Source organism: Pyxidicoccus sp. M6, assembly GCF_055568925.1.
The window spans coordinates 4,620,472-4,645,645 of sequence record NZ_CM145714.1 but is presented as its reverse complement, the minus strand read 5'-3'; the positions used below and the strand labels follow the sequence as shown (position 1 = coordinate 4,645,645).

Genomic DNA, 25,174 nt, shown 5'->3' with positions numbered 1-25,174 from the left:
GCCACTACCCACGTCAGGACACGGGCCGACCTGACTACGCGGAGGGAAGCAGGCAGGCGGGCACGCCCCGTCACAACGGCGGCCATCACCTTCAGCCCTCTTGAACACGTCTACAGGAGCGCCCGGCGATGAGACCCCATCCGCGACACCGACATTCCCTGCACTGCATCCTCCCGCCTCATCTCAGTCGCCAGATTGCGCAGAACGGCTCGAAGGAGCAGCGCGAGCGCGTCCTCCGGACGCTGGCCACCGACAGCACCATCCGGGCCATGCGCGTGGCGCGCGGAGCGATGGTCCCACTGGGGCAGCGGCTCATTCCCGCACCGATGATGGTGGAGAGCCAGAAGCAGCGAACCATCTACGACATGAAGAACACGGAGTCCTTCCCCGGCACCGTGGTCCGCACCGAGGGACAGGGCGACACCGCCGACGTGTGCGTCAACGAGGCCTATAACGGTCTGGGCGCCACGTATGACCTGTTTTGGGAGATCTTCGCCCGCAACTCCATCGACGGAAAGGGCATGCCGCTCAACGCCCACGTCCACTATGGCGTGGACTACGACAACGCCTTCTGGGACGGCGAGCGCATGGTGTTCGGCGACGGGGACGGAGACCTCTTCAACCGCTTCACCATCGCCGTGGACGTCATCGGCCACGAGCTGACCCATGGCGTCACCGAGTACGACGGCCCCCTCACCTACTTCTCCCAGTCGGGCGCGCTCAACGAGTCGATTTCCGACGTCTTCGGCTCGCTCGTGAAGCAGCGCGTGCTGAACCAGACGGCGGAACAGGCGGACTGGCTCATCGGCGAGGGCCTCTTCACGGACAACGTCGAGGGCGTGGCGCTGCGCTCCATGAAGGACCCGGGCACTGCGTACGACGACGACGTGCTGGGGAAGGACCCGCAGCCGGGCCGCATGAAGGAATACGTGCGCACGTGGGAGGACAACGGCGGCGTGCACATCAACTCGGGCATCCCCAACCGGGCCTTCTACCTCGTGGCCTCGCAGTTGGGCGGCTACTCGTGGGAGCGCGCCGGCCACATCTGGTACGAGACGTTGAGGGACCCGCGGCTGCGGGCCAATGCGTCCTTCCTGTCCTTCGCGCGGCTCACGGTGCTGTCCGCCGCCCGCCTCTACGGGAGCGGCAGCGACGAGGAGAAGGTGGTCCGCGACTCCTGGGCCCAGGTGGACATCCGCGTCTCGCGCGAGCGGGCGGGCGAGCCCATGTGGGGCCCCGGCGTGCAGCTCCCGCAGCAGCCCGGACAGCGGCCGCCGGCCCACTAGGCAGGACGAGGCAACCTGGAGCGAGTGATGCGAATCGAGCTCAAGCGGGAGGGGGGCATCGCCTTCTTCCCGGGCCTCAGCAAGCCTCGCAGCATGGACGTGGCGTCGCTTCCGCCTGATACGGCGGAGGCGCTCCAGCGCGCCGTGCGGGAGGCGCGCTTCTTCGAGCAGCCCGGCACCGTGGGCACGGCGTCACGCGGCGCGGACCGGACGCTCTACACCGTCACCATCGAGGACGATGATGGGCGGCGGCACTCGGTGCAGCTCGTCGAGCCCGTGGAGGAGCCGCGCCTGCGGGACCTGTTGGAGTTGCTCAAGAAGGCGGAGAAGGCGCAGCGCGCTTCCGCGCGGGCGCAGCATCCGTAGCGTGGGCCCACCGTACCCGGAGCGACGACGGCCTCGAGGCGCCGTGGCTCCGGACAGGTTCAGAAGGTGCCACCCAGTTGCAGCAGGCCCTGGTAGCGCCCATCGAGCACGTCCTCGTCGGTGATGGGCGCGAAGTCCTGGCTGAAGAGGGCGCTGTAGCTGGCGCGGGCCTCGGCGGAGAGGGTCTGGCTGAGCTTGTACCGCAGGCCCAGCCCGACGGGGACGTAGCCACCCGTGTCATCGAAGTACCGGACGGAGACGCCGCTGCGCACGGAGTAGCGCTCCACACCGATGCCGGCCAGGGCATAGGGCTGCAGGCGGGTGTGGGGGATGAAGCCCACGTTGATGGCGAGCTGCGCGCCATTGCGGACGATGTCGGGGCCGCCCACGCCCGTGCCCGCGCCCGGGTCCAGGTCGTTGACGCCGCCGCTGTAGCCCACCTCGACGCCGAGAATCTCCGACGCGCGGAAGCCGATGGTGGCGTCGTAGGAGAGGCCGGGGTTGAGGTTGGGGGCGAGGTCGCCGGTGTAGCCCTCCGCGCCGAGGCCCAGCAGGAAATAGGGCCCCTGCCACTCCACGTACCGGGAGTCCATCGCCGTGAGCTCCTCGGCGGCCGCGCTCCCTCCCGCGAGCAGCGCGAAGCACAGTCCCATCCGGATGCCTGCCCTCATGCCTGTCCTCCTCCAGGGGAAATCGTCCTTGAAGGTGGCGGGCTGATGGGAAGAGGACAACGGACTGTGGTGCGGACGACCGGGCTCAGCGGGCGTTCGGGGCGTAGGGTGCCCGTGGAGGTTCAGGTTCCGCGCCGGCCGTGCTTGCGGAGGTCTTCACTGAGGGCCAGTTGCTCCGCGTGCAGTTCGGGCATGGTCTCTTTCGAGGCGGCCTCCTGGAGCACCTTGATGAACTGGAACCACGGGTAGCGGGTGATGCACCGCAGTGCCAGTCCGCGAAACCTTGGGTCCGGGTCGAGGGCAGCTTCTTTCAAGGCTCGGAAGACGTCGCCGTAGAACTCGTCCGTGATGGCCGCCATGCCCCGGAGCGCGAACGCCCGGGTCCCTGAGTCTTCGGACCTGCTCAGGTGCACCAACGGCGTGAGGTATCGGAGGGGTAACTGTGATTCGAGCTGCTGGAGCAGCGTGGCCACCATTCCCCCGATGTTGCTCTCCGCACGGATGATGGTGACCTTCAGGAAGTCGTCGTCGATGTAGCGCACGGCTCCGCGCTCCTCTTCGACCTCCCAGATTTCCTCTCGAAAATATGATTCCTGCTTCGTGATGCTCTGGGCCCACTTCCAACCCTGCGCTTCGAAGGCCTGCTTGATCTTCTCGAACGTGCAGTCCGGCGGAACCACGGCCTCCAGATGAATCTCGAACTTCATGGGCCCGCTAGGTCTTGCCACCGGACGGCTCGGGCTCTCCACCGCCTTGGAAACCGAACTTCTCGAATCCCTCTAGCGCAATCTTCGCCAGGTCTCGAACCTCCGGAACAGGATCGTCCTTCGCCAGTGACTCCAGCACGGGACGGAACTCCTTCCATCCCGGGTAACCGATGGCGAGGATGGCCCTGCGCCGGACGGAGGGCTCTGAGAACGTCAGGCCCTTGCGAAGGAAATCGAAGAAGGCGGCGTCAAAAGAGGGTGGAGCGATGAGCGCCATGAGGCGGACCGCCAGGTCCATCTCCTCCACCGTGGAAGCCGCCTCGGCGAGCTTCCGGATTTCTTCATCGGTGTAGAGGTCCACGAACTTCCGGAGGCCGCGGATGATGCGCTCCGGCGTCTCGCTCTCGATGTAGATGTACGGCACTTCAATCATGAAGTCGTCGATGAAGCGGACGATGCTCTGTCCATCCGCCGTGACCCAGATGACCTGGTACGGCTGGGTGGGCGTGGCTTCCGTCACGGAGTCCATCTTCCAGCCACCGATTCGCGCGACCGAGCTGAGTTGCGCCGCGGCATGAACGTTCTTCAGGGGAACACGGACCTTCTTCATATGAACCTTTCGCGGGAGCGCGCGTCATGCCACCTCAGCTCGCAGGCGCCCTCCTGTAGAAAATCTCCAGGTTCTCCTGGATGAGCAGACGAAGTCTCGGCCTGTCCTGCATGAGTGCACGGAACTGGGCTGCGACGTACTCCTGCAGATGCTCTTCGTTATCGAACTCGAGCCCTTCCAACTGTGCCCGGGTGCGCAGCGTCATTCGAATCCAGCGCTCAATCAAATCGTACTCGCGCTGGGCAAGCTCTAGCACGTGTCTCGCCGGTGTTGTCCCTCGCTGGGGTTCAAAGCCGAGCACTCTGTCGAGCCGCCGGGCAGCGCCCGCCGCACCTTCGAAGGACACGGGTAGCAGACCGCCCCCCTGACGCTCGGGTCCAAAGCCGGTGAAGGCCTGCCTGATATCCGTGATGCCTCCCTGCTCGACAAGCTGCGTGAGCATGGCGGCATGAGCGAGGTTCGCACGGGTTCTCGAGGACTCACGAACGAAGAGCAGGTGTTGCAGCGCCGCGAACGTCCTTCTTTGCTCCCTGTTACCGGCAGCTCCAGGAAGAAGCGTATTCGTCTGGACGAAGTGACCCAGGTTCTGTGCGATCTGAGCATCCGTCAGCCCCGTGGCTCGCAGCCTGGGAATGAGGTCCTCAGCGATGTCGCTGTACCTGCCGCCCCGGCCCAGACCGTAGACCTGGGCCTGTCCTTCCGTGAGGCTCGGCAACCCACCTCCACTTGCCATGCGCGTGCGCTGCTGCGGCGTGGGGACGTAGCTCTCGCGTACGTTGGCCTCTCCGTAGCTGTAGCGGAAGTGCGGCACGGTCGGCTGCCCCCGCTGGTGGATGTACTGGACCACCGCGGGAATGGGAACGTTCCGGTCCACCCGGACGCTGCGGCCCGAGACGTCACCTTCCGTGAAGGTCCCCCGCTGAGCCCGCAGCGCTTGAGCCTGGGCAGCGTGCTGCTCCGTGAGCTGCTCGGTGATTTCCCGGACGAGGCGAAGCAGCTCGACCTTCTCGCGCCCCAAGCGAGTATCCAGGATCTGCAGCAACTTCCGGTCAGAGGCACGCAATCCCTCGCCGAGCGGCGCCTGGGGATTGACGACGGCCATGACGGTGAAGCGATCGCCCTGCCGCTGAACGTCCAAGCGGGTCAGGCGATATTGGATGCGCCAAGCCATCAACCAGGCCCGGAACAGCACGCCGGACGTTCCCCTGCGGAGCATTGCAGCGATGCGCGGCCTCAGGGCACTCACGGCCCGGTCCAGCCGCTGCTGAGGCGTGGGCCGCTGCCGCCGCCTCCGCTCGCGCCACTGACGGATGCGCTCGCGCGCACGCTGCAGCCGGCTGCGCAGGCCCCTCCAGCCCCGCCGCAGCAGCCGCCCCAACCTCGTCCTCGCGAGCCTCCTCGCCACCGCGCGTGCGCCTCGCGCCACGGCCCTTCCCGCCGACCTCGCGCCTCGCGCCACCGCACGGCCCACCGCGCGCACGCCTCGCATGAGGCCGCGGCCCGCCGCTCTCGCGCCTCGCGCCACCGTGCGCGCGGCCCGCTGCAGGAGCCGGCCGATGCGCTGGGCGATGGCCCGTATGCGCTGGCCGATTCGCGCCGCCGGCCGCACCAGCCGGCGCAACAGGAAGAAGGCCACGAACTGGATGACGACGATGGCCGCCGACGCCAGCGCCTGCGCGAACTGCGGGCCCGCGTTGCCGTTCTTCACCGCTCGCAGGAAGGCGAAGAACTGCTGGAACGCCTGGATGATGCGGCTCACCGTCCCCCACGCCGCCTGCAGGCCCTGGATGATGGCCAGCACCGCTCCCGCCGCAGGGACAATCATCGAGACCAGCCGCTCGATGAGCAGCTGCACCAGCAGCATCGGGATGACCGACTTCAGCCCGTCCCATGCCATGCGAGCAATCTGCTGGAAGGTGATTCCCCCGTTCCGCAGCAGATTCAGGATGGCCGAGCCCAACCCCAGCAGCCCCTCCACCGTCTCGTTGAACCACTGCCGGATGGCCGTCCGGAACGCGCTCACCAGGTGGTTGCGGATGCCGTCCACAATCGAGGCACCCAGGTTGCGCAGCCACTGCCCCGGGTTGGCCGCGATGTCGCGGATGAGCTGCATGAACGCGCCCAGCGCCTGCGCAATCGCTCGCGCCGCGTTGATGGCGCTCTGCACCACCTGGTTCACCGCGTCCACCGCGGCGAGCAGCCCGCGCTCCAGCAGCCCCAGCGCCGCGTCCAGCGCCGCGCCCAGCAGGTCCAGCGCCCGCTGCACGCCCTGCTTCAGCGCCTCGGCCAGCCGGTTGACCGCGGCCTCGGCCTGCGCCACCCGCTCCTGGATGAAGCGGCGGAAGCGGTCCCTCAGCCTCGGGAAGGCCGCCAGCAGCGTGTCGCCGATTTCGATGAGCCGGTCGCCCACCCAGCGGATGGCGCCCACGATGGCCCGGCGCGCGCGCTCGATGGCCGCCATGGCCAACTGACGCGCGCGTTGGATGGCGGCGCGGACGAGGCGTCTTGCCCGCTCGAAGCCCGCCTGGATGGCTCGCTTGACGCGGTCGAAGAACGCCCGCACCCGCGAGCCAATCCACCCGAAGATGCCTCCCGACTCTCCCTCCGCGTTGCGCCGCTCCCTCGCGGCGTTGCGCTCCGCTTCCTGGCGATGCCCCGCCACCTCGGCGTCGCCCTCGCGCACGTGGCCCGCGGCCTCGCCCTCGCCCGAGGCCCGCTCGCGCTCGATGTCCCTGGCGCCCCGCTGGCCGGCCTCTCCCGCCTGCTCGCGAGCTCGTGAGACTTCCGAGTCCTGCTCGCGGCTCCACTCCTCGCGCCTCGCGCTCACGTCCCTGCGCACGCGGGAGCGCTCGTCGGTCTGCGCGCTGGCGTTCTCCGCGACGAGCGTGTCGATTTCCTCCTGCGAGCGGGCCCGCTCCTCCGCCACCTGCTGGCCGTGCTCCTGCACCCGGCTGCCGAGCTCGGTGCGCGCGCCCGCCACGCTCGCGCGAATCTCGTCGCCCCGCTCCTGCTCGGCGATGACCGAGAGGGCGACGTCGTCCCCGCCTCCTCCCGCTGCGCCTCCTCCCGCAGGGGCCGCCCCGCCGCCGCCTCCCGCGCCTCCGCCTCCCGCCGCCGCGCCTCCTCCCGTTGAGAGATTGGCTTGCAGCGTCTCCTCGGGCACGTCGGGGAGCACGTGGTCCTCGCCCATGGGCTGGGCGACGTCACTGCGGCCCTGCGTCAACGACTCCGTGGTGCTCTGCTCCAGCCGCTCGCGCTGCTCGCGCATGCGGGCGGGGTCGGCATTGCCCTCCAGGGTGAGCGCTGGCGCAGCGCCCACCGTGACGTTCAGCGCGGGGTCTCTCGTGGGCAGGTCGCGCACGGCGTTGGCGACCCGCTGGGCATCCTGCGCCGTGATTTCCGCCGTGCCGGATATCTGGGGCGTCGCGACCGAGGCGGTGGGCAGCACGGGGGCCTGCGGGAGCGGCGCGGGCCCAGCCACGGGCCTGGCCGGGCCTTCCGGAGCGCGATCCACGCGGCTCCGTCCCTGCCGCGAAGAGGGCGCGGTGCCCTCGGTCTCCGTTCCGGGCGCGGGCGCTCCCGAGGGGCGCTCCATCTGCGGCGGGTTCGCGGTCAGCTCCTGCCGCTGCTCCTGCACGCTCCGCGTCGCCGAGGCGCTCACGCCACCGAGGGCCTGCTGCAGCTGCACGGCGGGCAGGTTGCCCACGGCTCCCATCGCCGAGACCGGGTCTGCTTGGGAGACGTCGGGCACCGAAGGCGTCGGCGGCTCGGGCACGGCGCTGCCTCCGCCCCCACCTCCGCCCATGGACGGGGCCGCCATCTCCCCGCCGCCGCCCAGGTCTCCGGCGAGGTCTCCCGCTTCCGCCATCGAGCCGAGGTCCACCGACGGAGTTGCCGCCGTGGTGGCTCCAGGTGCCGCCGTGGCCTCGGGCTCGGGCGCCGGGGACTCCAAAGTCGCGGGCGCGGGGCCTTCCTCGACAGCAGGTTCCGCCGGAGCGGGGGCCGTCTCGGCGGCCGCTTCCGCCGGGGCGGGGCCCACTTCGGACTCTTCGGGTGCGGCCCCGACGGATGCAGCGGCCTGCTCCGCGCTCACGTCGGCGGCGCCTCTCGTGGCGGCCCGTGGAGCGGCGGTCTCCGATGGCTCGGAGGCGGCGGACGACTCCGCCGGGGGGGCGCTCATGGATGGAGCCGCGCCTCCCGAGCCGAGCTGCTCTGGAGTGGGCCCGGCCTCGACTTCTGGCGGCGAACCGGACGGGAAGGTTTCCGGTTGGGGCTCGGGCAGGACCTGCGCCGTGGCACCCTCTTCCTCGGCCGCGGCGACCTCCTCGGCCGCGACGGGCTCCGCCTCTTCGGCGGCGCTCTCTCCAGCCGCACCCTGCCCCGCGGCTTCCGGCGCGGCGGCTCCCGCCTCGGCGCCTTCGGGCCCTGCTGGAGCGGTGGAGGCGCCTTCCTCTTCCGGAACAGCTTCGGCCCCGCCTCCCGCGGACTCCTCGCCAGCCGGAAGCGCACCACCAGCGGGTGCGGAGGTGGCACCTTCCGCCGAGGCAGCGCCTCCCGTCGCCATGCCCGCCGTCGCGCTCTCAGCGGCGCCTGCCGTCGGCGCTCCTGTCGCCGCGCCTGCCAAGGCAGTGCTTCCCGATGGCGCTCCTGTCGCCGCGCCCGTCGAGGCAGCGGCTCCTGTCGGCGAACCCGACACGGCGCCGGCCGGTGCGGCACCTTCCATCCCCGTGGCTGCCGAGGCGCCCGCCGTGGCAGCACTGCCCGTCGGTGCTCCTGCCACGGTGCCCGCAGCGGCACTGCCCGTCGGCGCCGCTGTGACAGCGCCTCCTGCTCCGGCAGCTCTCGCGCCTGCAACGGTGACACCTCCCGTCGGCGCTTCGGCGGATGGGGCTGCTGCGCCTGCACCTCCCGCTGGTGCGCCCGTAACGAGTCCCGCTGCGGCCGTGCCTGTCGCCGCACCCGCCGCGCCTGCTTCGGCTGTCGTCGCGCCCGTCGCAGGACCTGCTGCTGCAGCACTGGCCGTCGTCGCGCTCGCCGCAGGACCTGCTGCTACAGCACCGACTGTCGTGGCGACTGCTGCGCCCGCACCTCCCGTTGTGAGACCTGCCGCGGCACCACCGCCCGTCGAGAGCCCTGCCACGCCAGCTCGTGCCGCCGAAGGGCCTGCCGCGACCGCTCCTCCCGACGCCGCGCCTGTGGTGGCACCTGCCGCGGCAGGCCTTGCCGCCGATGCGCCCGCAGGTGCGGCGCCCCCCGCCTGAGCGGCGCCACGCGCGGCATCTGACGCCGCGGCCTCCACCGCCCCTATCTGGAGTGGCGGCGCCCGGTTGGGCGGCGGACCGACGGGCTCCCCACGATTTATCGCGGCAGCTCCGCCCTCCGTCGGCGCGGCTCCCGCGGCCGCCCGAGGTCCTCGGCCACGAGCCCCCGCCGTGCGTGCTTCTTCCGGCTGAGCTTCCTCGGCCTGTCGCGCCTCTTCCGCCGTGGCCCCCTCGGCCGGAGCGGCGGCAGCTCCTTCCGGTGCCGCACTGCTGACATCCGTGGGTTCCGCGCCGGTCCGCGCCTCGGCCTCCGCGTCCCTCCCCGCCCGGAGCCGCACTGCCACCGCGAGGGCCTGGGCCGCGGAGGGCGCCTTCCTCGCCGCCTCGGCGCGCGACTCCTGGGCCGTGTCCCTCGTGCTCTCTGCCTGTGCCTCCGACGGAAGCGGTGGCGGGGTCGGCGCCGGGACTCCCGCGGCCAGACGCTCCGCCGCCACTCGGGCCGCCGTCGCGGGCGAGCCGACTCCGCGCCGCTCCGCCGCCGCGGCCTCCGCCGCCACCCTCGCGGCGATGGCGGCCCCTCGCGACGCATTCGCCGCCGCGGCACGCTCCGCCTCCGCCTGCGCCGCGCGCTGCTCCTCGGCCGTCAGCCGCGCCCTTCCCGGCTCCGCCTCTCCCGCCGCCTCGCGCTCCGACTCGGAGATTCCCTGCTCCGTGGCCGCGGCCGAGCCCTCGTTGCGGGCCCCCGCCTGTTCCTCCGGCGAACGGGCCTGCACCTCCGGCGTCTCTCCCGGTGCCGGTGCCTCCTCGGGCGCCTCCTGCACCGTGGCCAGCAGCGCCTCCAGCCTCGCCGGAGCCACGCGCTCCCGGAGCCGCGCCACCACCGCGTCGCGCACCGTCTCCGGCAGCGGCTCCAGTTGCCGCCGCACCCGCCCGGAGCTGTCCCCGGGGTCCATCTGCAAGCTGAGCAGGATGACGCGCACCAGCGTCTCGATGATGCGCGTGGAGTCCAGCTCCACCGCCCCGGACGCACTCGAGGCCGCCGGGTCCACGCGCCGGGCAATCAGCCCCCGCGCTCCCGCCGCGCCCACCGAGAGCGCCGCCGGTGCAATCCCGCCCCCGTCCGCAACCCGCGATGCCGCCGACTCGGCCTCGCGCTCCAGCGGCTCACCGGGACGGCTCACCTCGCTGAAGCCCCGCACCGGCCGCGCGGCCCCGCGCTGATGCACCGTGTGCGCCAGCTCGTGCGCGAGCAGCCGCATACCGGCCTGCGTGTGCGGCTGGTACTGCCCCGCCGCGAACACGATGTCCTGCCCATGCGTGAAGGCCAGCGACTGGAGGTCCTTCGCCGCCATCGCCGCCGAGCCACCGGTGTGCACACGCACCTGGCCGAAGTCGTGCCCGAAGCGCGCCTCCATCGCCTCGCGCACGCCCGGCTCCAGCGCCTGGCCCGGCGCCTCCAGCGCCGACTGCACCTGCGGAGCCACGGCCGAAGCCGGCTGCGGACGCACGGAGGCCCGGGCCCGCGAGGCGGGGGCCGTGGGCTTCACCGTCGCCTTCGTCCTGGCCCGAGCCGCCACGCAGCAACCCCCTTCCCGCCGCGCCTGCTACACCAGCACGCCTCGCAGGCCCTTCTTCGCCTCGCCCGGCACCTCCACCGTGCGCGCCGGAGCCACGTCGCCCTGCGCGGTGCGCGCGTACACCGTCACCGCGCCCGTGCGGGCATTCGCCACCCACAGCTCCTCGCTCCGCTCGTCCAGCGACAGGCTCACCGGCTGCGCCAGCCCCGTGCGCTTGCCCTGGAGCACGCGAAGCGGCTTCACCTCCTCCGCGCCCGACTCCAGCGCATCCAGCGAGAAGACGAACACCGCATCCGCCCCCGTGTCCGCCACGAAGAGCTCCCGCTTCTGGAGGTCCACCGCCAGGCCCGCCGCCCGGTGGAGGCCGAGCTCATCCCCCGTCCACCGATGCCGCGGCGCCGTGTCGTCACTGGCGTCCACGTCGAATACCGAGAGGAAGGCCGCCTTCACCGGCCGCGTCCCGGTCGCCGCGCCGAGCAGCGTCTTCCCCGAGCCCGCGACGTAGAGCACCTTCTTCGCCGAGTCCAACGCCAGGCCCACCGGCCCGGACAGCCCCGTCTTGCGGCCCGCCAACGTACGAGCCGGCACGAGGTTGCCCTTCGCGTCGCGCTTGAAGACGGCCACGGAGTCATTGCCGCTGTTGGCGACGAACACCTCGTCGCGCTCCGCGTCCACCACGAGCGCCGTGGGCGCGTCCAGCCCCTTCTCCGTGGTGCCCAGGGGCTTCACGGTGCCCTCGGCCTTCAGGTCGAAGCGCACCACCGCGTCCCCCGCCGAGTCCGCCACCAGCAGCTCGGCCCGCTTCGAGTCACGCGCCATGCCCCAGGACTGCTTCAGCCCGGAGTACGTGCGCGGCTTCGCGGCCTCCTCCGTCGTCGGCGCGGAGACCGCCAACCGTGCGGTGGCGGGCACCAGGCTCGGCGTCGCCGTGCCTTCCGTGACGCGCGGCACCTCGATGGCGCCGCCCGTGCCGCCCGTAATCGGAACGATTCCGATGACCAGGGGCCGCATGTAGAACCACACCTGGAAGTCCCCACCGCGCTTCCCGTCGCCCGTGTTGGGCAGGCCGATGCTCCACGGATTCTCGTTGGAGAGGGAGGTCACCTCGCCGTCGAGCAGGCGCGTCCCATCCTTCGAGCGGATGAAGCCGCCCTTCACCGTCAGCCGCATCAGCACGCCCACGGGCCACGACACCGACATGAGCACGTTGATGAAGTCCGTGGTGGCCTTGGGCGGCACCCAGACGATGGTGTTGCCCTGGATGCTCACGTTCCCGAGGAGCGTGAAGGTCTGGTAGGCGATGACGCCTGGCAGCGTCCCCAGCTGCTGGTTGTTCCACTGCCCCTGCCAGTAGGTCCGGTCCTGCGGCGAGAAGGGATACGGCACGTCCACCTGCGCGTAGACCACGGACGGAGGCGGAGTCGTCTGCAGCAGCTCGGTGTCGCAGGTGAGGCGGATGCCCGGGGCGAAGCTGTCGGAGAAGAAGATGTAGCCCCCGTTGTTCACCAGCGTGCCGTAGTTCGTGCTGACCCACGACATGCCCGTCACCTTGATGACCGGGTCCGAGGCACCCTCGGCGTAGCCCGCATTGAAGTGGATGGGCGGCACCGCGTTGGACGGGCCGGACGGCTCCAGCAGCCGCGCCTCCACGCGCTGCGTGGTGTTCTGCGAGTCCAGCCTCCAGCTCACGCGGGCGATGCCCTCGGAATCCGTGGGCACGTCGAGCTGTGGGCCCACCACCCGCGGGTCATCCACCCGGCGCAGCTGTGCCTCGGTAGTCGTGCCGGTGGTGATGCGGAAGCGCACCATGACGCCCGCCAGCGGCGTCTCGCCGCTGACCACCGCCACCTCCAGCGGCGACGGGAGGAACTGCCCGCGCGGGCCCTGCTGCCCGTCTCCGCCCACGTAGCGGAACTCGCGCACGCGGCACAGCGTGTCCAGCGCCTCCTGCACGCTGGTGGCGCTACTCAGGGTGGAGCACGCGCCGGGCTGGTACGCCACCGAGCTGGCGCGGCTCAGGTGCGCCGTGAAGCGGACGGGCAGGTGCACCACCTTGCCGCCCACCTCCAGCTTCGCGATGACCTCCTGTGTGGCGGGAGCCTCGACGCCGCTGGCCGGCCGCCAGTACACCTGGGCGATGCCGAGCGCATCCCCCGTGGTCCCGGTGGTGGCCACCAGCTCCGGCGCCCAGCCCGTGTCGTTGTTCAGCGACAGCTCGCCCTGCAGCGCCGTGAAGCGCACCGTCTGGCCGCCCACCGGCTGCTGATGGCGCGCCACGCCCACACGCAACGGCTGGAACAGGGACTGGCCGGGAATGACCTCCTGCGCGTCCCCGCCCACGTAGGACAGCTCGAGCTGGTTGCACAGCGTGTCCAGCGCCTCCTGCACCGTGTCCGCGTCGCTGAGGTTGGTGCAGCCCGGCGTGTAGGCCACGAGGCGCGCGAGGCTCAGCCGCGCGGTGAAGACGAGCGGCAGGTGCACCGGCGTGCCCGCAATCTCCAGCCGCGCCTTCACCTGCTGCGTGGCGGGCGCCGCGCTGGTGCCGTCCGGCCGCCAGTACACCTGGGCGATGCCGAGCAGCTCGCCCGCCGCTCCGGTGGTGGCCACCACCTCCTGCGAGGTGAAGGTCGTGCCGTCCAGCGACAACCGCCCCTGCGTCGTCGTGAAGCGCACCGTCTGACCGGCCACCGGCAGCTGGTGCCGCGCCACGCCCACGCGCAGCGGCTGGTCCAGCGCCTGTCCCGGCAGCACCTCCTGCCCGTCACCGCCCTCGTAGGACAGCTCCAACTGGTTGCAGAGCGTGTCCAGCGCCTCCTGCACCGTGTGCGTCGCGCTCAGGTTGGTGCAGCCCGGGTTGTAGGCCACCTGGCTGGCCACGCTGAGGCTGGCGCCGTAGCGGATGGGGCCGTGAATCTCGTGGCCATCCTGGTCCAGCAGCTTCGCCTCCACGCGCTGGCTGTAGCGGATGTTGGCCGTCGTCCAGCCCGTGTCGTCCGGCTTCCAGAACACCTCCGCGATGCCATTCGCGTCGGTCTGCACGGTGAGCGTGGTGGCCGTCGTCGCGGCGTTGTACGTCGCGCCGAGCACGCCGTTGCCCTCGGCGGTGAGCACGGTGAAGCGCACGCTCGCGCCCTGCACCGGCACCTGACCGTTGAACACGCCCGCGCGCAGCGGCCGCATGAGCCACTGCCCCGGCATCGTCTCCTGCCCGTCACCGCCCGCGTACAGCAGCGACTTGAGCTGGGTGAGCGGCGGGAAGAGCCGCCGGCAGTCGTGCATCAGCGTGTACGAGCCGTCCGCGTTGCGCCGCACCATGGCCAGCGCGCAGTAGTGGTGGTCGATGCCGTGGCGCGCCTCGAAGATGGGATTCTTCGACGCGTCGACCGGCCACTCCACGTCGCCCAGCACGGTGCGCGCGGGGATGAGCCAGTAGTCGCCCGTGCGGTAGGTTCCCGCGGTGAAGAGCACCTGGATGCCGCTCTCCAGCGTCAGCCAGTCCTTCACGGCGGGCGTGGTGGTGTCGGCGTCCGTCGCCACCTTCAGGGTGCCGTTGGTGGACACCGTGTCCCAGGCCCGCACGGTGAGCTTGCCCGTCGTGGGCGTCCCCGCGGGCCACGTCTTCACCTTGAGCTGGGGGCCGGTGACGGTCTCGATTTGGAGCAGCACGCCGGGCTGGCCGCGCAGCACGCGGTCCTCGTCGGTGAGCTCCACCCACTGGTTGGGCATGAAGCGCCGGTAGGCGTCCTTGCCCGGCACGTCCACGGTGATGAGCCGCAGGGCCGAGTCCACGTTCTTCACGGCGCTCACCAGCACGCCGTTGTCGCGGGACCACTTGAAGGTGGCCGTGCCGTCCGCGGAGCCCTCGTCGTGGACCTCCACGCGGTAGAGCTGGTTCTCCAGCCGCCGGTAGCCCGCGCTGGCCGGCACCTCACACGGGTTCGTGCTGGTCGCCTCGGGTTGCGCGCGCGCGGCCAGCTTGCCGGTGCTCGCCAGCGCCGGAGGCAGCCAGCTCGCGGTGCCGAAGTCCTCGCACGGCTTGGACAGGTCCGCGCCCGTGACTGGCAGCCACTTCACCTGCCACACCGTCCGCGAGCGCGTGGCGGTGTCCGGGCCGCCCAGCGCCACCTCGCGCAGGGCCGGGTCCTCCAGCGCCGTCACGTGGCGCTGCCACACGTCCAGGAAGAAGACGTACGTGCCCTCGGCCGTGGGCAGCGGCGGCAGGGCCTTGAGGTCCGGCTGCGTGGCGACGGCGGTGTCCTCCTCGTTCTCGCAGAGGATGCCGTCGACGTAGTAGCGCCCCTTGCGCACCCAGGGCTGGCTGCCCTGCAGGAAGATGGCGAAGCCCGTCTGGTCGATGGGCTTGCCCGCCTCGAGCGGCCCACCGGCGCGGCCGATGACGTCCTTGTGCGTCGTCTCGTCCAGGTGCGACTGGATGTCGAGCTGCTCGTTCCAGTCCGCGTCGAGCTGCACGCGGCCCTGCTGCATGCGCACGCCGGAGTAGTGCTTCGCGGGCCGGAAGGTGTTCCGGCTGAAATCGCCCTTCATGGCGTCTCCTCAGGTCACGAAGAAGATCCCCGCCTCGAGTCCGAAGCGCAGGTAATCCTTCAAGCTGGCGCGCAGGTTGGCCTCGCGCTGGGGTTGTTGCAGGTGGTGGAACACGCCCATCTCGCCTTCGTCACTGGCGCCCCGGCGGATGGCGTCATCCGCATCCACCAACAACTGGCAGTAGCCGGGGTCGCCGTACCGCAGGGAGGTGAAGACGGGCCACACGCGCCGCTCCACCTCCTCCTTCACCTCCGCCGGCGCGTCCTCCGCGTAGGCCGGCTGGCAACGGAAACGCGTGGGCACATGCGAGCCCGCCGGCACGTGGCTGAAGCGCATGCACCCCTTCTGCCGCTGCACCACGCTCACCATTCCGGTGAAGAGCGAGTCGCTGGCCAGCTCCAACACCGTGGCCTCCACGTCGCCCAGCACCGTGCTGGCCCGAATCGTCAGCCGGCCCGTCGCCCCCGAGTCCGTCAAAGGCCCCTCGGGTGGAGGCTCCTCGCCGGGCCCGAAGCTCTTCTGGCCGGCCTCCTCCGCCGCGTCTTCCTCCGGGGCCAGCACCTGACCGCCGCCACCCGTGCCGGGCTCCGGCAGGCTGCCCAGCGCGGGGCCACCGAGGCCGTCCACGATGGAGTCCTCCAGCAGCAGGCGCGTGGCCTGCCCCGCGAGGATGGGGCCGGTGATGCAGCGGACCAGCGACACCGCGCACGAGCCCACGCCCGCGCCGCGGAGGGTGAGGCTCGCCGCCATCGGGTCCATGGGCGAGCCGTCCGGCCTCAGTCCGAGCCCGGGCACCAGCGTGCAGTGCCGCAGCGTCAGCGACGCGTCGTCGCCCGCGCGCACGTCCAGGGCATCGCCCTTCACGATGAAGCCGTTGAGGATGGCCTCCGCGCCCGCGTCCAGCCGCACCACGCACGGGGCGCCGGGCACGTCCAGCACCGGGCGCTGGAGGTTGGCGGCGCGCAGCTCCAGCTTCACGCCGGCCGGGACATGGAGCTCGTCGAAGGCATGGACGCTGCTGTCCTGCACCTCGATGAGCGCGTCCTTCGCGCGCGGCGCGCCCGCGTTCAGGTCCGCGCGCCAGGCGATGAGCGCGTGGCCCACCGTGGCGTGCGGCCCCTTGTACGAGACGCGGTACACGGCGCGCTCCTCGACGGCCGGGAGCGTGTCCTGCCTGTCATAGAAGCCGCCGCCCACCTCGCTGCTGAAGCCGTACGAATAGGACACGTGGAGCCGGTCCGGGTGCTGTCCCGGTGCGAAGGCGATGCGGCCGGTGACGGGGTCCACCCCGGCGAGGATGGGCACCTCCACGTCGTTGCCGTCCGCGTCCTGGTACGTGAGCTTCTCCGGCGGCCGGTGCCAGGTGGACAAGTCGCACAGCACCAGGCGCTCGGGCTCCAGCGGCGTGGGCTGCGCCGGCAGGTTGGCCTGGTAGAGGGTGAAGGCCGGAGCCGCGCCGAAGTACAGCTCCTCGGGCGTCTCGCCCCGGGTGAGGGCCGCGCGGCGTGCCTCCAGCTCGGCGGAGAGCGGCTTGCGGCGCAGCCGCCCGGGCACGTTGACCTCCGAGGCCAGCGAGGTGATGGCCGTCTCCGACTGCGGCGGGTTGAAGAGGGGCGTGTCGTTGCCGAGGACGCTGAAGCGGAAGTAGCCCGGTCCCTCCACGCCCGGCTCGGAGCCGACAGCCACTGGAGCAGCAGGCGCGCCCACCACCGGGAACGCCTCCAGGCGCCACAGGAAGACACCCACGTTGGCGATGTTGTGCTTGCCGCGCCGGTTGTCGATGTGGCGCACGTTCACCGTGCGGGTGGCGTTCTCGAAGGGCGTGCTCACCAGCTCCATCGCGTTGGCGTCGCGCAGGTCCGGGGTGCGCAGCGAGTGCAGGCGGACGTGGTTGACGTGCTGCGTGGTGCCCACGCGCTCGAAGAACTCCACCACCTTCGCCGGCCAGCCCGTCACGTCGCGCGCGAGCTGCTCCAGCATCGCGGCCGTGCCCTTGCGGCGGCGGTAGGCCAGCGTGTTGGCCACGTACGCGCGCTGGCTGAAGAGCGACGGGTCCACCGGGATGAGGTCCCGCACCCCGAGCAGGTCGCCGATGTACGGCACCACCCACTCCTGGCACGTCTCGATGAACCAGTTGTCGTGGAGCTGGCCGATGTCGTCTTCGACGGCCAGCATCTCGCGCTCGATGATGGCGAGCAGCGCGCGCAGGGGCTCGCCCTGCAGCGCATCCCGGCTGCGGTAGACGGCCGGCAGCAGCTTGTAGAGCCTGTCCTGGGGGGCCGTGCTCATGGCTTCACCTCGAGGCTACCGGCCACCCACTCCAGCAGCAGGAGCTGGGCGGGCTTCATCTGCGTGCCCTCCCAGCGGGCCGTGCGCGCGGGCAGCAGCGAGCTCAGCGACGGCGTGGTGCCGAAATAGAGCGAGTCCAGGTCCACCATCACCACGCCCTCCACCTCCTGCAGCACGCGGATGACCTCCGCCGCGCTCACCGCCTGACCGAAGCGCCGCGCCGTGAAGGAGAAGGCCGAGCCCAGCGCCGCCTCCGCACGGGCCAGCACGTCTTCCGCCAGGTAGCGCGGGTCCACCTGGAGCTTCGCCTTCAGGCGGAAGGTGATGCGCTCGAACGAGTCCACGACGAACTCGCGCACCGGGTCATGGACCTTCGTCAACGCGTCCACCAGCGCGTCGTACAGCTGCGTGCCCTTGGCGACCGCCTCTCCCCGCTCCGACGCCACCGTGAGGTGCACGAGGATGCGCTCGCCGTTCGTCAGGTCCGCCGCCTGCGCCTTGCCGATGCCGGAGAACGTGGAGGCGAAGTCCTCGTAGTCCTGGAGCGACACCACGCGCTCCAGCGTCAGCACGGAGGACGGCGCATGCGAGCGCGCGTCGTCTCGCGACTCGGGCGCCGCCGCGCCGGTGGCGTCTTGCGGGTTGGTGACGGCGCGGATGCCCAGCGGGCGCACGCGCAGGAGCGCGAGCTGCCCCGAGTCCACCTCTCCCTCCGGACCGATGCCGGAGCGATACACCGCCACCACGTTCTCCTGCCCCGTGGGCAGCCGCGCGCCGGACTCGCCGTCGCCGAAGGTGAGCACCACGGAGCCGTCGTCCTCGTGCCGCACCATGTACACCTGGCGGCGCGAGTCCTGGCCGAACAGGGTGGGAACCTGCTCCCAGAGGACGCCGTTGACGCGCACCTCCAGCGTGCTCTCCCCGCCGGTGACGGTGGCCGCGGGCACGTAGGTGAGCGGCGGCTTCTTCAGCGCGAAGCGCTGGTTCTTCCGCGAGCCGTCGCCGCTGCCCAGCACCTCCGACACCGTCTCGCCGTGCGTGGAATTGGCCACGTTGGCGTAGATGCGCACCGTGGAGCGCACGTACTCGTATTGCAGCGGCTCCTCGAACTCGAGCAGCGTGCTGGTGCCGCTCTTCGTCGCGCTCGCGAGAATCGCCCGCTCGCGCACCAGCGGGGCGCCCGCGGCCGTGGTCCGCCCCTCGACGATGAGGATGCGCCCCGCCGTCAGCCCAGCCACCTCGCGGTCCAGCAGCACCGTCAGGCCCTTCACCGTCGTGGTGAGCGGCTTCTCCGTCAGCGGCACCTCCTCGCTCTGCGCCAGCACCGTGGTGCCGCGCAGGGGGAACCACGACAGGTGCTCAATCGCGTCCACCTTCAGGCGCGTCACCCGGCCGGTGAGGCCGAAGTCCACGCGAGCGAAGGGCTTCGCCTCCTGGATGCGGTACAGCTCCAGGTAGCTGGACTTCTGCAACACCACCCAGCTCCCGGGGACGAGCGAGGGGTACTCGCGGTCCAGGTCGAACATCCGGTCGGAGGCGGTCTGGATTTCGAAGCCGGGATAGTCGGTGGGGCGCGGGTCCTCGGGCTTCTTCTTGAACGCATCCTTCACCTGGTCCGGCAGCAGCCGGAAGTCCGCGGCGTTGTAGCCGAACAGGCTGGCGCGCAGCCGCAGCACATAGGCCCTGGGCTTCGACGAGGGCGGCACGGGCGGCGTCTCGCTGCCCAGCGCCGGCTCCCACGCCACCACCGTGTGGCTGCGCGCCGAGTCCGTCAGGTCCGTCACCCGCGTGATTTCACGGACGATGCGTAGGTCCCACCGCTCGCTGCCGGGACTCTCCTCGCGCTCGGCGCCCACGAGGAGCAGCGCGTCCCCGGGAACGATTCCCGTCTGGAGCCCCTGCAGGTAGAGCTTCTTCGTGGTGTTGGAGAAGTCCTGCGGCTCCGTCTGGCGGGGGTACAGCTCGTTCCACGCCGCGCGCGCCTCCAGTGCCTCCACCGTCTCGAACGTCTGGGGCCGCTCGTCCTGGCCGGGGATGCTGAGAATCTGCACGCCCTCGGCCACCTGGACCACCTCGGGCGAGCCCGGCGCCGTCTCCACGGTGAAGGCCAGGTACGTGCTCGCGGCCACGCCCGGCTTCAGCTCGTAGCCAATCTCGCGCGCCAATTCGAGCACCGAGCGCCGCTCGGTGGCGGTGCGCAGGAAGCCCTCGTTGGCGATGCGCTCCTGGTAGAAGGTCAGCACGTCCGCCGCGGTGGCGAACGCGTCGAGCAGCGCGACGGCCGGGTCCTCCGGGCTGCGCGTGGTGAGCGCGGCCAGGGGGCGCGTGTGGGCGAAGTCGCCGTCCGGCAGCGCCTCGCGCGGCAGCCGCGCCAGCATGCGGTGGAAGAAGCTGGCGTGCGTGCCGATGCGGTACGCGAGCGCCGGCTGTCCGGGGCGGTTGTACAGCGGCGACGGCTCCGCGGAGCCGTCATCCGTGCAGGCCTCGCATCCGTCGTCCAGCCCCGTCCCTGGCGTGCTCACAGGCCCCCCTGCATCTGGAAGTCGAGCTTCCCGTTCTCCGGCTGGCTCGGGTCATTGTCGAGCCGGGCAATCTCCAGCCGTTCCATGGTGATGAGCCCCTCCTGCCACTCGCCACGCGACACCTGGCCCCAGCGCTTGAAGCGGTTGGGCTTGGCCGTGGCCTCCTCGGTGTCCACCCACGCCACGCCCGGCACCGCCATGGCGGCGGCGACGATGCGGCTCAGGTACACCGGCTGTCCGAAGGTGAAGTTGTCCGGGTGGAAGAAGCCGCGGCGGCCGTCCGGCAAATCCCTGCTGCTGAAGACCTCCAGCAGCGCCGCCTTCACGTTGCTGGCGAGGAAGCCCGGCTGCACGCACACCGTCATGACGATGTCGAGCGGCACGAAGACGGGGCCTTCGATGCGCATGTCGTAGCCCGCCAGCCGGAAGCGCTCCAGGAAGGTGCCCAGCGTGCTGGAGAACTCGCCGTCCACCGGGCGCCCGCCCCTGCGGTCCACGGTGACGAACATGGTGTGCCAGCTCCCCGTCCACCGGAGGCTGCCCACCGCGCGCTGCACCTCGGGGTGGCGCTGGGCCACCTCCGCGTAGTCCGCCTCCGTCACCGCGCGCTGCTGCACGCGGAAGGCCTGGGGCGCGTTGATGCGCACCTGCGCCAGCGACTCCGGCTCCACGCCGCCCACGGCGGGCAGCGGGTTGCGCACGCGCAAGATGGCATTGCGCCAGTCGCCGCCCGTCGCGTGGTACAGGCGGGAGATGGACTCCGCTCCCACGTTGCCCGCGGTGCCGTTGCCGACGCGGTAGGTGGCCAGCAGCGTGTCCGCGGCGGAGGGGCGCTCGCCCAGCACGTTGTCGCCGAAGCGCAGCCGCGCGCGGCCGTCCTCTTCCACCTCCGCCACCAACTCACGACTGAAGCGCCCGCTGTTGAGCAGCGTGCGGCGCGGCGTCCACACGCGCCCGCCGTCCTTCTCCTGGAGCCAGATGGCGGGCAGCACGTCCTCCATGGACCAGCGCATGGCCGCGGCCGCCGAGGCCTTCGCGTCCACCGCCTTGCGGCCTCCCGTTGCACGGCCCGCCATCGTCAGCGGTCCACGCTTCAGCCGGGGCCGGTAGCGCCCCTCCTCCGGCACGTCCGCCAGCTCCTCGCCGCTCAGCGTGCGCCCGTGGTCCACCAGCACCACGTTGCCGCGCACCACGCTCACCGGGGCCTTCTCGCCCGGCGGCGGGCCTCCACCGCCTCCACCCGTGAGCATCAGGGCCCCAGGGCCCGTGACGCCACTGAGCATCTCCGGCGTGCCAGTGGTGCTCTGCGCCAGCAGCGCGGGCGCGTTCGCGGAGAGCGCGAACGAATCCGCGGGCACCTCCACGTCCCACAGGCACAGCTCGAAGGGCAGCGCGTCCTCCGCGCTCCACGCGATGTCCACCACCTGCTTCTCCAGCAGCGGGTCCTCGGTGAAGGTGACGCTGGTGAGGCGCACCGGGTGGCGGCGGGACGGGTCCGCGTCCTCCGGACGGCCCGTGGTGGCGCCGCGCACCTCCTCGAAGAGGAGCACCTGCCCCACCGCGAGGTCCTTCAGCACGTTGCCCTCGTTGAGCAGCGTGGCCGTCGTGGAGCCCTCGGGCAGGCAGCACTTGTCCTCGCCCCACGTGTAGAAGCGCATCTCCGAGTGCTTCCAGGAGAGCTTGACGTCGTGCAGCGACTCGAAGACCTCGGCACCCTCGCTCACCGCGACGGTGAGCTGGGACGCGTCCAGCACGCGCGGCCCCGGGTTCGTGGTGGTGAGGAACAGCGTCCCCGGCGTCGTCTCCGTCGGGCCCTTCAGCTCGAAGCCGTCCGCGCCCTCCATCACCTCCACGCAGACCCACGCACGCGAGTTGCAGCCGTCGTGCATGGGGTAGTCCAGCAGCTTCGCGTGCCGGCGCACGGAGGTGCGCTTGCGCGCGGTGCCGAGGTACGCCTCGGTGGCCGCCGCGTCCTGGTAGTAGCTGAGGTAGTCGGCCGCGTAGGCCATGACCTCCACCAGCGCCACGCCCAGGTCCGCCGCGTTGCGCTCCTTCCACTGCGGCGACACCTGAGACAGCCGGTCCAGCATCAGCCGCCGGAAGCTGGAGAAGTCGCGGGTGAGGTAGTCGATTTGCGGGTCCGCGCCCGGGGGCGGAGGGCCAGCCTTCGCGGGCGCGCAGTCGAACTCGCTGGGGCACTCCACCTTGAAGGTGAAGTCCACGCGAGACAGCAGCACGTCGAAGCCGTCCGGCGGGACGGTGTCGGCAACAGAGCGGCGCAGCACCAGCGTGTACGTGGAGAAGTCCCCCACGGAGTCGGTGCGCACCACCAGCCATTCCTTCGCGTCCGGGCGGGACTGCTCCCCCGCCCACGCGCCGCCGTCCGTGCCGGCGGGAATCCTGTCCAGCCGGTACGCCCACACCACGCCCACGTCCTTCAGGCGCACGCCGCCTTCGATGAGGACGTTGTCGGTGCCGAGCGTCTCCGGCAGCTCCTTGAAGAAGTGGACCCAGAGCGTCTTCTGGCGCTCCACGCCGAGCTCGGTGGCCTCGGCGTCCAGCACCTCCAGGTAGTCGATGCCGTTGAAGTCCGTGGACGCGGCGACGAGCTGACGGCGCCGCTCACTCTTGCAGACGTAGCGCTCGCCCATGTCACGTCCCCCGGGACAGCTGGGCCACCTGCCGCTGCTGCGTGCGGCGGACCACGTAACGCACCGTCACCGACAGCGTGCCCTCCACGCTGACGACGTCCACCGACTCCACCTGGATGAGGTCTCCCAGCCACTGCTGCAACGCGCCCTGCACCAGGAACTGGGTGGCGGTGGCCAGCTCCTCGCTGTTCGGCGCGAAGACGAGCTGCGCCAGTCCCGTGCCGAAGGTGGGCCGATTCACGCGCTCGCCGGGCGAGGTGAAGAGCACCTGCTCCAGGAGATGCCGCACGTGCGTGTCCAGGTCCGCGTCTGCCGTGCGGCCACGTCCATCGATGCGGAACGGGAAGCCGATCTGCATGTCAGGTCCCCTTCACCCGGACTTGGGTCATCACCACTTGCGGCGGGCCCACCGGTATCTGCTGGACGCTGAACGTCAGGCCCGAGCTGGACTGGAGGATGACGGGCTGCCCGCCCACGCGGACGCGCACCGCCGGCACCAGCCACTGCACCCGCAGGCACGGGCCGGGCGTGGGCGGCGGAATCGTCACCGGGCAGCCGGACACCATGTACATGTCCGCCATGGTGGCCACCGGCTGGCCGCCCACCTTCACCCGAGGGTTGCCGGGGGAAATCTGCACCTGGCCCCCGTGGGGGCACATCACCGTGGCGCCGACGTGGAGGAGGAATCCGGGCATGGCGTCACATCACCTCGAGCGCGCCGTTGTTGATGTTGACTCCCGTGGGGCCGAGCTTCACGTTGGCCGCGCCGAACGACAGCTCGATGCCGGTGGCGCTCAGCACCGCCTTCGTCGTGCCGCCCTGCGACAGCTCGATGCCCTGCGAGTTGAAGACGGCCTTCAGCGGCATGGCCACGACGGGAGGGCTGATTTCAATCGTGAGCCCGCCCGCGCCGGGCATGTCGCTCAGCGTCATCGTGATGCCGTCCGTCTTCCACACCTTCATCTGCGGCACGGCGGGCTGGGCGGGTGCCTCGCCCGCCTCCCAGAAGCAGCCGGTATAGATGGGGTAGTTCGGGTCGCCGCGCTCGAACTCCACCCACACCTTGGCGCCGTTGGGCGGCACCGCGAAGAAGCCCACGCCGTTGCCGCCATAGGGCATGCAGGGCATGGCCCAGGAGAGCTGGCTGTCACCCAGCACGGTGGGCACCTTCACCTGGACGCGCCCCTGCATCATGGGGTCGATGTTGTTGGCCACCTCGCCCCGGTACTTCCCGTAGTACGTGCTCATGGAGGCACCACCGGTGTGAGCGCCCCGAGTCCCTCGCGAGTGAGGGTGAAGCGCTGCTTGTATTCGCCGACCTTGATGGAGTGCGTGACGTTCTTCACGTAGTAGAAGCCGTCGTGCATCCACCCCACCCCGCGCACGCCCACGAGGCCGCGCGGGCGCAACAGGTCTCCGTACCGCGCTGCGTCCAGCTCGCCGGAGCCCGTGAGCACCTTGTCCGTGGACGCGTCCGTCATCGCCTGCGCCTGGGCGTAGGCGGCGACGTAGCTGGTGCCGTCCGGCACCTCCAGCAGCGTCTTGCGCACGTTCGGCTGGTGCACCAGCACCGCGGGCATGGCCGCGAGCGGCGGCAGGCGCGTGCTGATGAATGTCTGCACCGGAATGGCCCGGCCGAAGACCATCGCCTTGCCGGACACGGTGGTGGGCTCCAGCGCGTTGTACTGGAAGCTGATGTTGTTGACGTTGGTGTCCGCGCCCATGTTGACGGACAGGGCGCGCTGCGGGACGCCGGTGCGGATGGGCGGGCCCCAGTACGCCTTGTTCATCAGCGGCGCCGGGCCGGGCTCCACGTAGAAGACGTAGCCGAAGCGGCGGGCCATCTCCTGGAGGTACGCGTAGTCCGTGCCGCGGAATATCGGTGAGCGGACGATGGGCAGCGGCACGTCCAGCGTGGGCGGCGGCAGCACCATGGGCACCATCTGGTACTTCGCGTACCGGGCGATGAGCTGCAGGGCGATGAGCGGCTCCACCTGTGCCGGGTTCTCGTGGACCTTCTGCTCCAGGTCCATCATGGTGCTCACGTCCTCACCGGTGACGGTGAGCGTGGAGGCCCCGGGCTGCTCGGACGGAGTGAGCTGCCGGTGGGTGATGATGCCGTCGAAGAGCACCTGCGGCACCACGTTGAACGTCACCACCAGCACCACGCGGTTGAAGGGCTGGAGCAGCGGGTTGGACAACAGCCCGTAGTCCACCAACTGCAACGGCCCGGCGCGGCCCACGCTGAAGGTGAGCTGGAAGCCGGAGCGCCCCTCGTCGTTGTGGGTGACCTCCACGGACTGCAGCGCCTCGATGAGCGGAGGCGGAGCGGGGATCGGCACCGCCGGTCCCACCATCATCAGGAGGTTGACGCCCAGCATTCCCATACGCGCTTAAATCTCCGGCATGGCGATGCGGACCACCGCCCCCGGCTCCTCCATCACCTCGAAGGGGTTGAGCACGTCGTTGGCGTCACACACGCGCCAGAACTGCTCCGGGTCTCCCAGCGTGCGCGCCGTCAGCAAGTCCAGGCGGTCGCCCTCGGTGACGGTGAGCTCGGCGAGCAGACGCATGTCCTGGCCGGACGGAAGGAAGCGGCGGCGCTTGTACGCGGCCACCCGGCCATCCGGCAGGGTGATGGTGACAGTCTCGAGGTTGGCGTAGCGGCTGTTGGGGTCGAGCATGCGGG

Annotated in this window: 15 protein-coding genes; 2 read left to right on the top strand and 13 right to left on the bottom strand. The window is 71.0% G+C overall.

Annotation, left to right across the window (positions count from 1 at the left end; all coding sequences use genetic code 11):
- The first annotated feature begins 128 nt into the window (after positions 1–128).
- Positions 129–1,286 (top strand): M4 family metallopeptidase, encoded by a 1,158-nt coding sequence (locus tag ACVTJA_RS18515; RefSeq protein WP_465837843.1) that lies wholly within the window; start codon positions 129–131, stop codon positions 1,284–1,286.
- Between the two features lie 27 nt (positions 1,287–1,313).
- Positions 1,314–1,652, top strand: coding sequence for a protealysin inhibitor emfourin (locus ACVTJA_RS18510; RefSeq protein WP_465837841.1), 339 nt, complete (start codon positions 1,314–1,316; stop codon positions 1,650–1,652).
- Between the two features lie 59 nt (positions 1,653–1,711).
- Here ACVTJA_RS18510 and ACVTJA_RS18505 read toward each other — a convergent pair whose 3' ends face one another.
- The 13 genes from ACVTJA_RS18505 to ACVTJA_RS18445 form a co-directional block, all read right to left on the bottom strand.
- A complete protein-coding gene (locus ACVTJA_RS18505; protein ID WP_465837839.1) occupies positions 1,712–2,323 on the bottom strand; it encodes an outer membrane beta-barrel protein in 612 nt (203 codons plus the stop codon).
- A 122-nt stretch (positions 2,324–2,445) separates the two neighbouring features.
- Positions 2,446–3,030 (bottom strand): hypothetical protein, encoded by a 585-nt coding sequence (locus tag ACVTJA_RS18500; protein ID WP_465837837.1) that lies wholly within the window; start codon positions 3,028–3,030, stop codon positions 2,446–2,448.
- 7 nt (positions 3,031–3,037) lie between these two features.
- Entirely contained in the window at positions 3,038–3,640 is a 603-nt protein-coding gene (locus ACVTJA_RS18495) for a HEAT repeat domain-containing protein (RefSeq protein ID WP_465837835.1), read from the bottom strand.
- A gap of 34 nt (positions 3,641–3,674) precedes the next feature.
- Complete coding sequence (locus ACVTJA_RS18490) at positions 3,675–10,478, bottom strand: eCIS core domain-containing protein (protein ID WP_465837834.1); 6,804 nt, start codon at positions 10,476–10,478, stop codon at positions 3,675–3,677.
- A 27-nt stretch (positions 10,479–10,505) separates the two neighbouring features.
- A complete protein-coding gene (locus ACVTJA_RS18485) occupies positions 10,506–15,023 on the bottom strand; it encodes a DUF6519 domain-containing protein (protein WP_465837832.1) in 4,518 nt (1,505 codons plus the stop codon).
- Between the two features lie 9 nt (positions 15,024–15,032).
- Positions 15,033–17,312: a hypothetical protein gene (locus tag ACVTJA_RS18480; protein WP_465837830.1), complete on the bottom strand. Its 2,280-nt coding sequence runs from the start codon at positions 17,310–17,312 to the stop codon at positions 15,033–15,035.
- A complete protein-coding gene (locus ACVTJA_RS18475) occupies positions 17,309–19,834 on the bottom strand; it encodes a putative baseplate assembly protein (protein WP_465837828.1) in 2,526 nt (841 codons plus the stop codon). The genes ACVTJA_RS18480 and ACVTJA_RS18475 overlap by 4 nt, the downstream gene beginning before the upstream one ends.
- Complete coding sequence (locus ACVTJA_RS18470) at positions 19,831–22,485, bottom strand: putative baseplate assembly protein (protein WP_465837827.1); 2,655 nt, start codon at positions 22,483–22,485, stop codon at positions 19,831–19,833. The genes ACVTJA_RS18475 and ACVTJA_RS18470 overlap by 4 nt, the downstream gene beginning before the upstream one ends.
- A 1-nt stretch (position 22,486) precedes the next feature.
- Positions 22,487–22,843, bottom strand: a complete 357-nt coding sequence (locus ACVTJA_RS18465) for a GPW/gp25 family protein (RefSeq protein ID WP_465837825.1) — start codon at positions 22,841–22,843, stop codon at positions 22,487–22,489.
- A gap of 1 nt (position 22,844) precedes the next feature.
- Complete coding sequence (locus ACVTJA_RS18460) at positions 22,845–23,180, bottom strand: PAAR domain-containing protein (RefSeq protein ID WP_465837823.1); 336 nt, start codon at positions 23,178–23,180, stop codon at positions 22,845–22,847.
- Positions 23,181–23,184: 4 nt separating this feature from the next.
- Positions 23,185–23,733 (bottom strand): phage baseplate assembly protein V, encoded by a 549-nt coding sequence (locus ACVTJA_RS18455; RefSeq protein WP_465837822.1) that lies wholly within the window; start codon positions 23,731–23,733, stop codon positions 23,185–23,187.
- The gene (locus ACVTJA_RS18450) at positions 23,730–24,872 is read right to left on the bottom strand and encodes a hypothetical protein (protein WP_465837820.1); all 1,143 of its coding nucleotides are present in this window, start codon (positions 24,870–24,872) and stop codon (positions 23,730–23,732) included. The genes ACVTJA_RS18455 and ACVTJA_RS18450 overlap by 4 nt, the downstream gene beginning before the upstream one ends.
- Positions 24,873–24,878: 6 nt before the next feature.
- Positions 24,879–25,169 (bottom strand): hypothetical protein, encoded by a 291-nt coding sequence (locus ACVTJA_RS18445; protein WP_465837819.1) that lies wholly within the window; start codon positions 25,167–25,169, stop codon positions 24,879–24,881.
- Positions 25,170–25,174: the final 5 nt, after the last annotated feature.

Bases quoted from the DNA above. Each gene is read 5' to 3' on its own strand.
- ACVTJA_RS18500 (WP_465837837.1), bottom strand. From the start codon at position 3,030: ATGAAGTTCGAGATTCATCTGGAGGCCGTGGTTCCGCCGGACTGCACG.
- ACVTJA_RS18505 (WP_465837839.1), bottom strand. From the start codon at position 2,323: ATGAGGGCAGGCATCCGGATGGGACTGTGCTTCGCGCTGCTCGCGGGA.
- ACVTJA_RS18455 (WP_465837822.1), bottom strand. From the start codon at position 23,733: ATGAGCACGTACTACGGGAAGTACCGGGGCGAGGTGGCCAACAACATC.
- ACVTJA_RS18480 (WP_465837830.1), bottom strand. From the start codon at position 17,312: ATGAGCACGGCCCCCCAGGACAGGCTCTACAAGCTGCTGCCGGCCGTC.
- ACVTJA_RS18510 (WP_465837841.1), top strand. From the start codon at position 1,314: ATGCGAATCGAGCTCAAGCGGGAGGGGGGCATCGCCTTCTTCCCGGGC.
- ACVTJA_RS18445 (WP_465837819.1), bottom strand. From the start codon at position 25,169: ATGCTCGACCCCAACAGCCGCTACGCCAACCTCGAGACTGTCACCATC.
- ACVTJA_RS18495 (WP_465837835.1), bottom strand. From the start codon at position 3,640: ATGAAGAAGGTCCGTGTTCCCCTGAAGAACGTTCATGCCGCGGCGCAA.
- ACVTJA_RS18465 (WP_465837825.1), bottom strand. From the start codon at position 22,843: ATGCAGATCGGCTTCCCGTTCCGCATCGATGGACGTGGCCGCACGGCA.
- ACVTJA_RS18485 (WP_465837832.1), bottom strand. From the start codon at position 15,023: ATGAAGGGCGATTTCAGCCGGAACACCTTCCGGCCCGCGAAGCACTAC.
- ACVTJA_RS18515 (WP_465837843.1), top strand. From the start codon at position 129: ATGAGACCCCATCCGCGACACCGACATTCCCTGCACTGCATCCTCCCG.
- ACVTJA_RS18470 (WP_465837827.1), bottom strand. From the start codon at position 22,485: ATGGGCGAGCGCTACGTCTGCAAGAGTGAGCGGCGCCGTCAGCTCGTC.
- ACVTJA_RS18460 (WP_465837823.1), bottom strand. From the start codon at position 23,180: ATGCCCGGATTCCTCCTCCACGTCGGCGCCACGGTGATGTGCCCCCAC.
- ACVTJA_RS18450 (WP_465837820.1), bottom strand. From the start codon at position 24,872: ATGGGAATGCTGGGCGTCAACCTCCTGATGATGGTGGGACCGGCGGTG.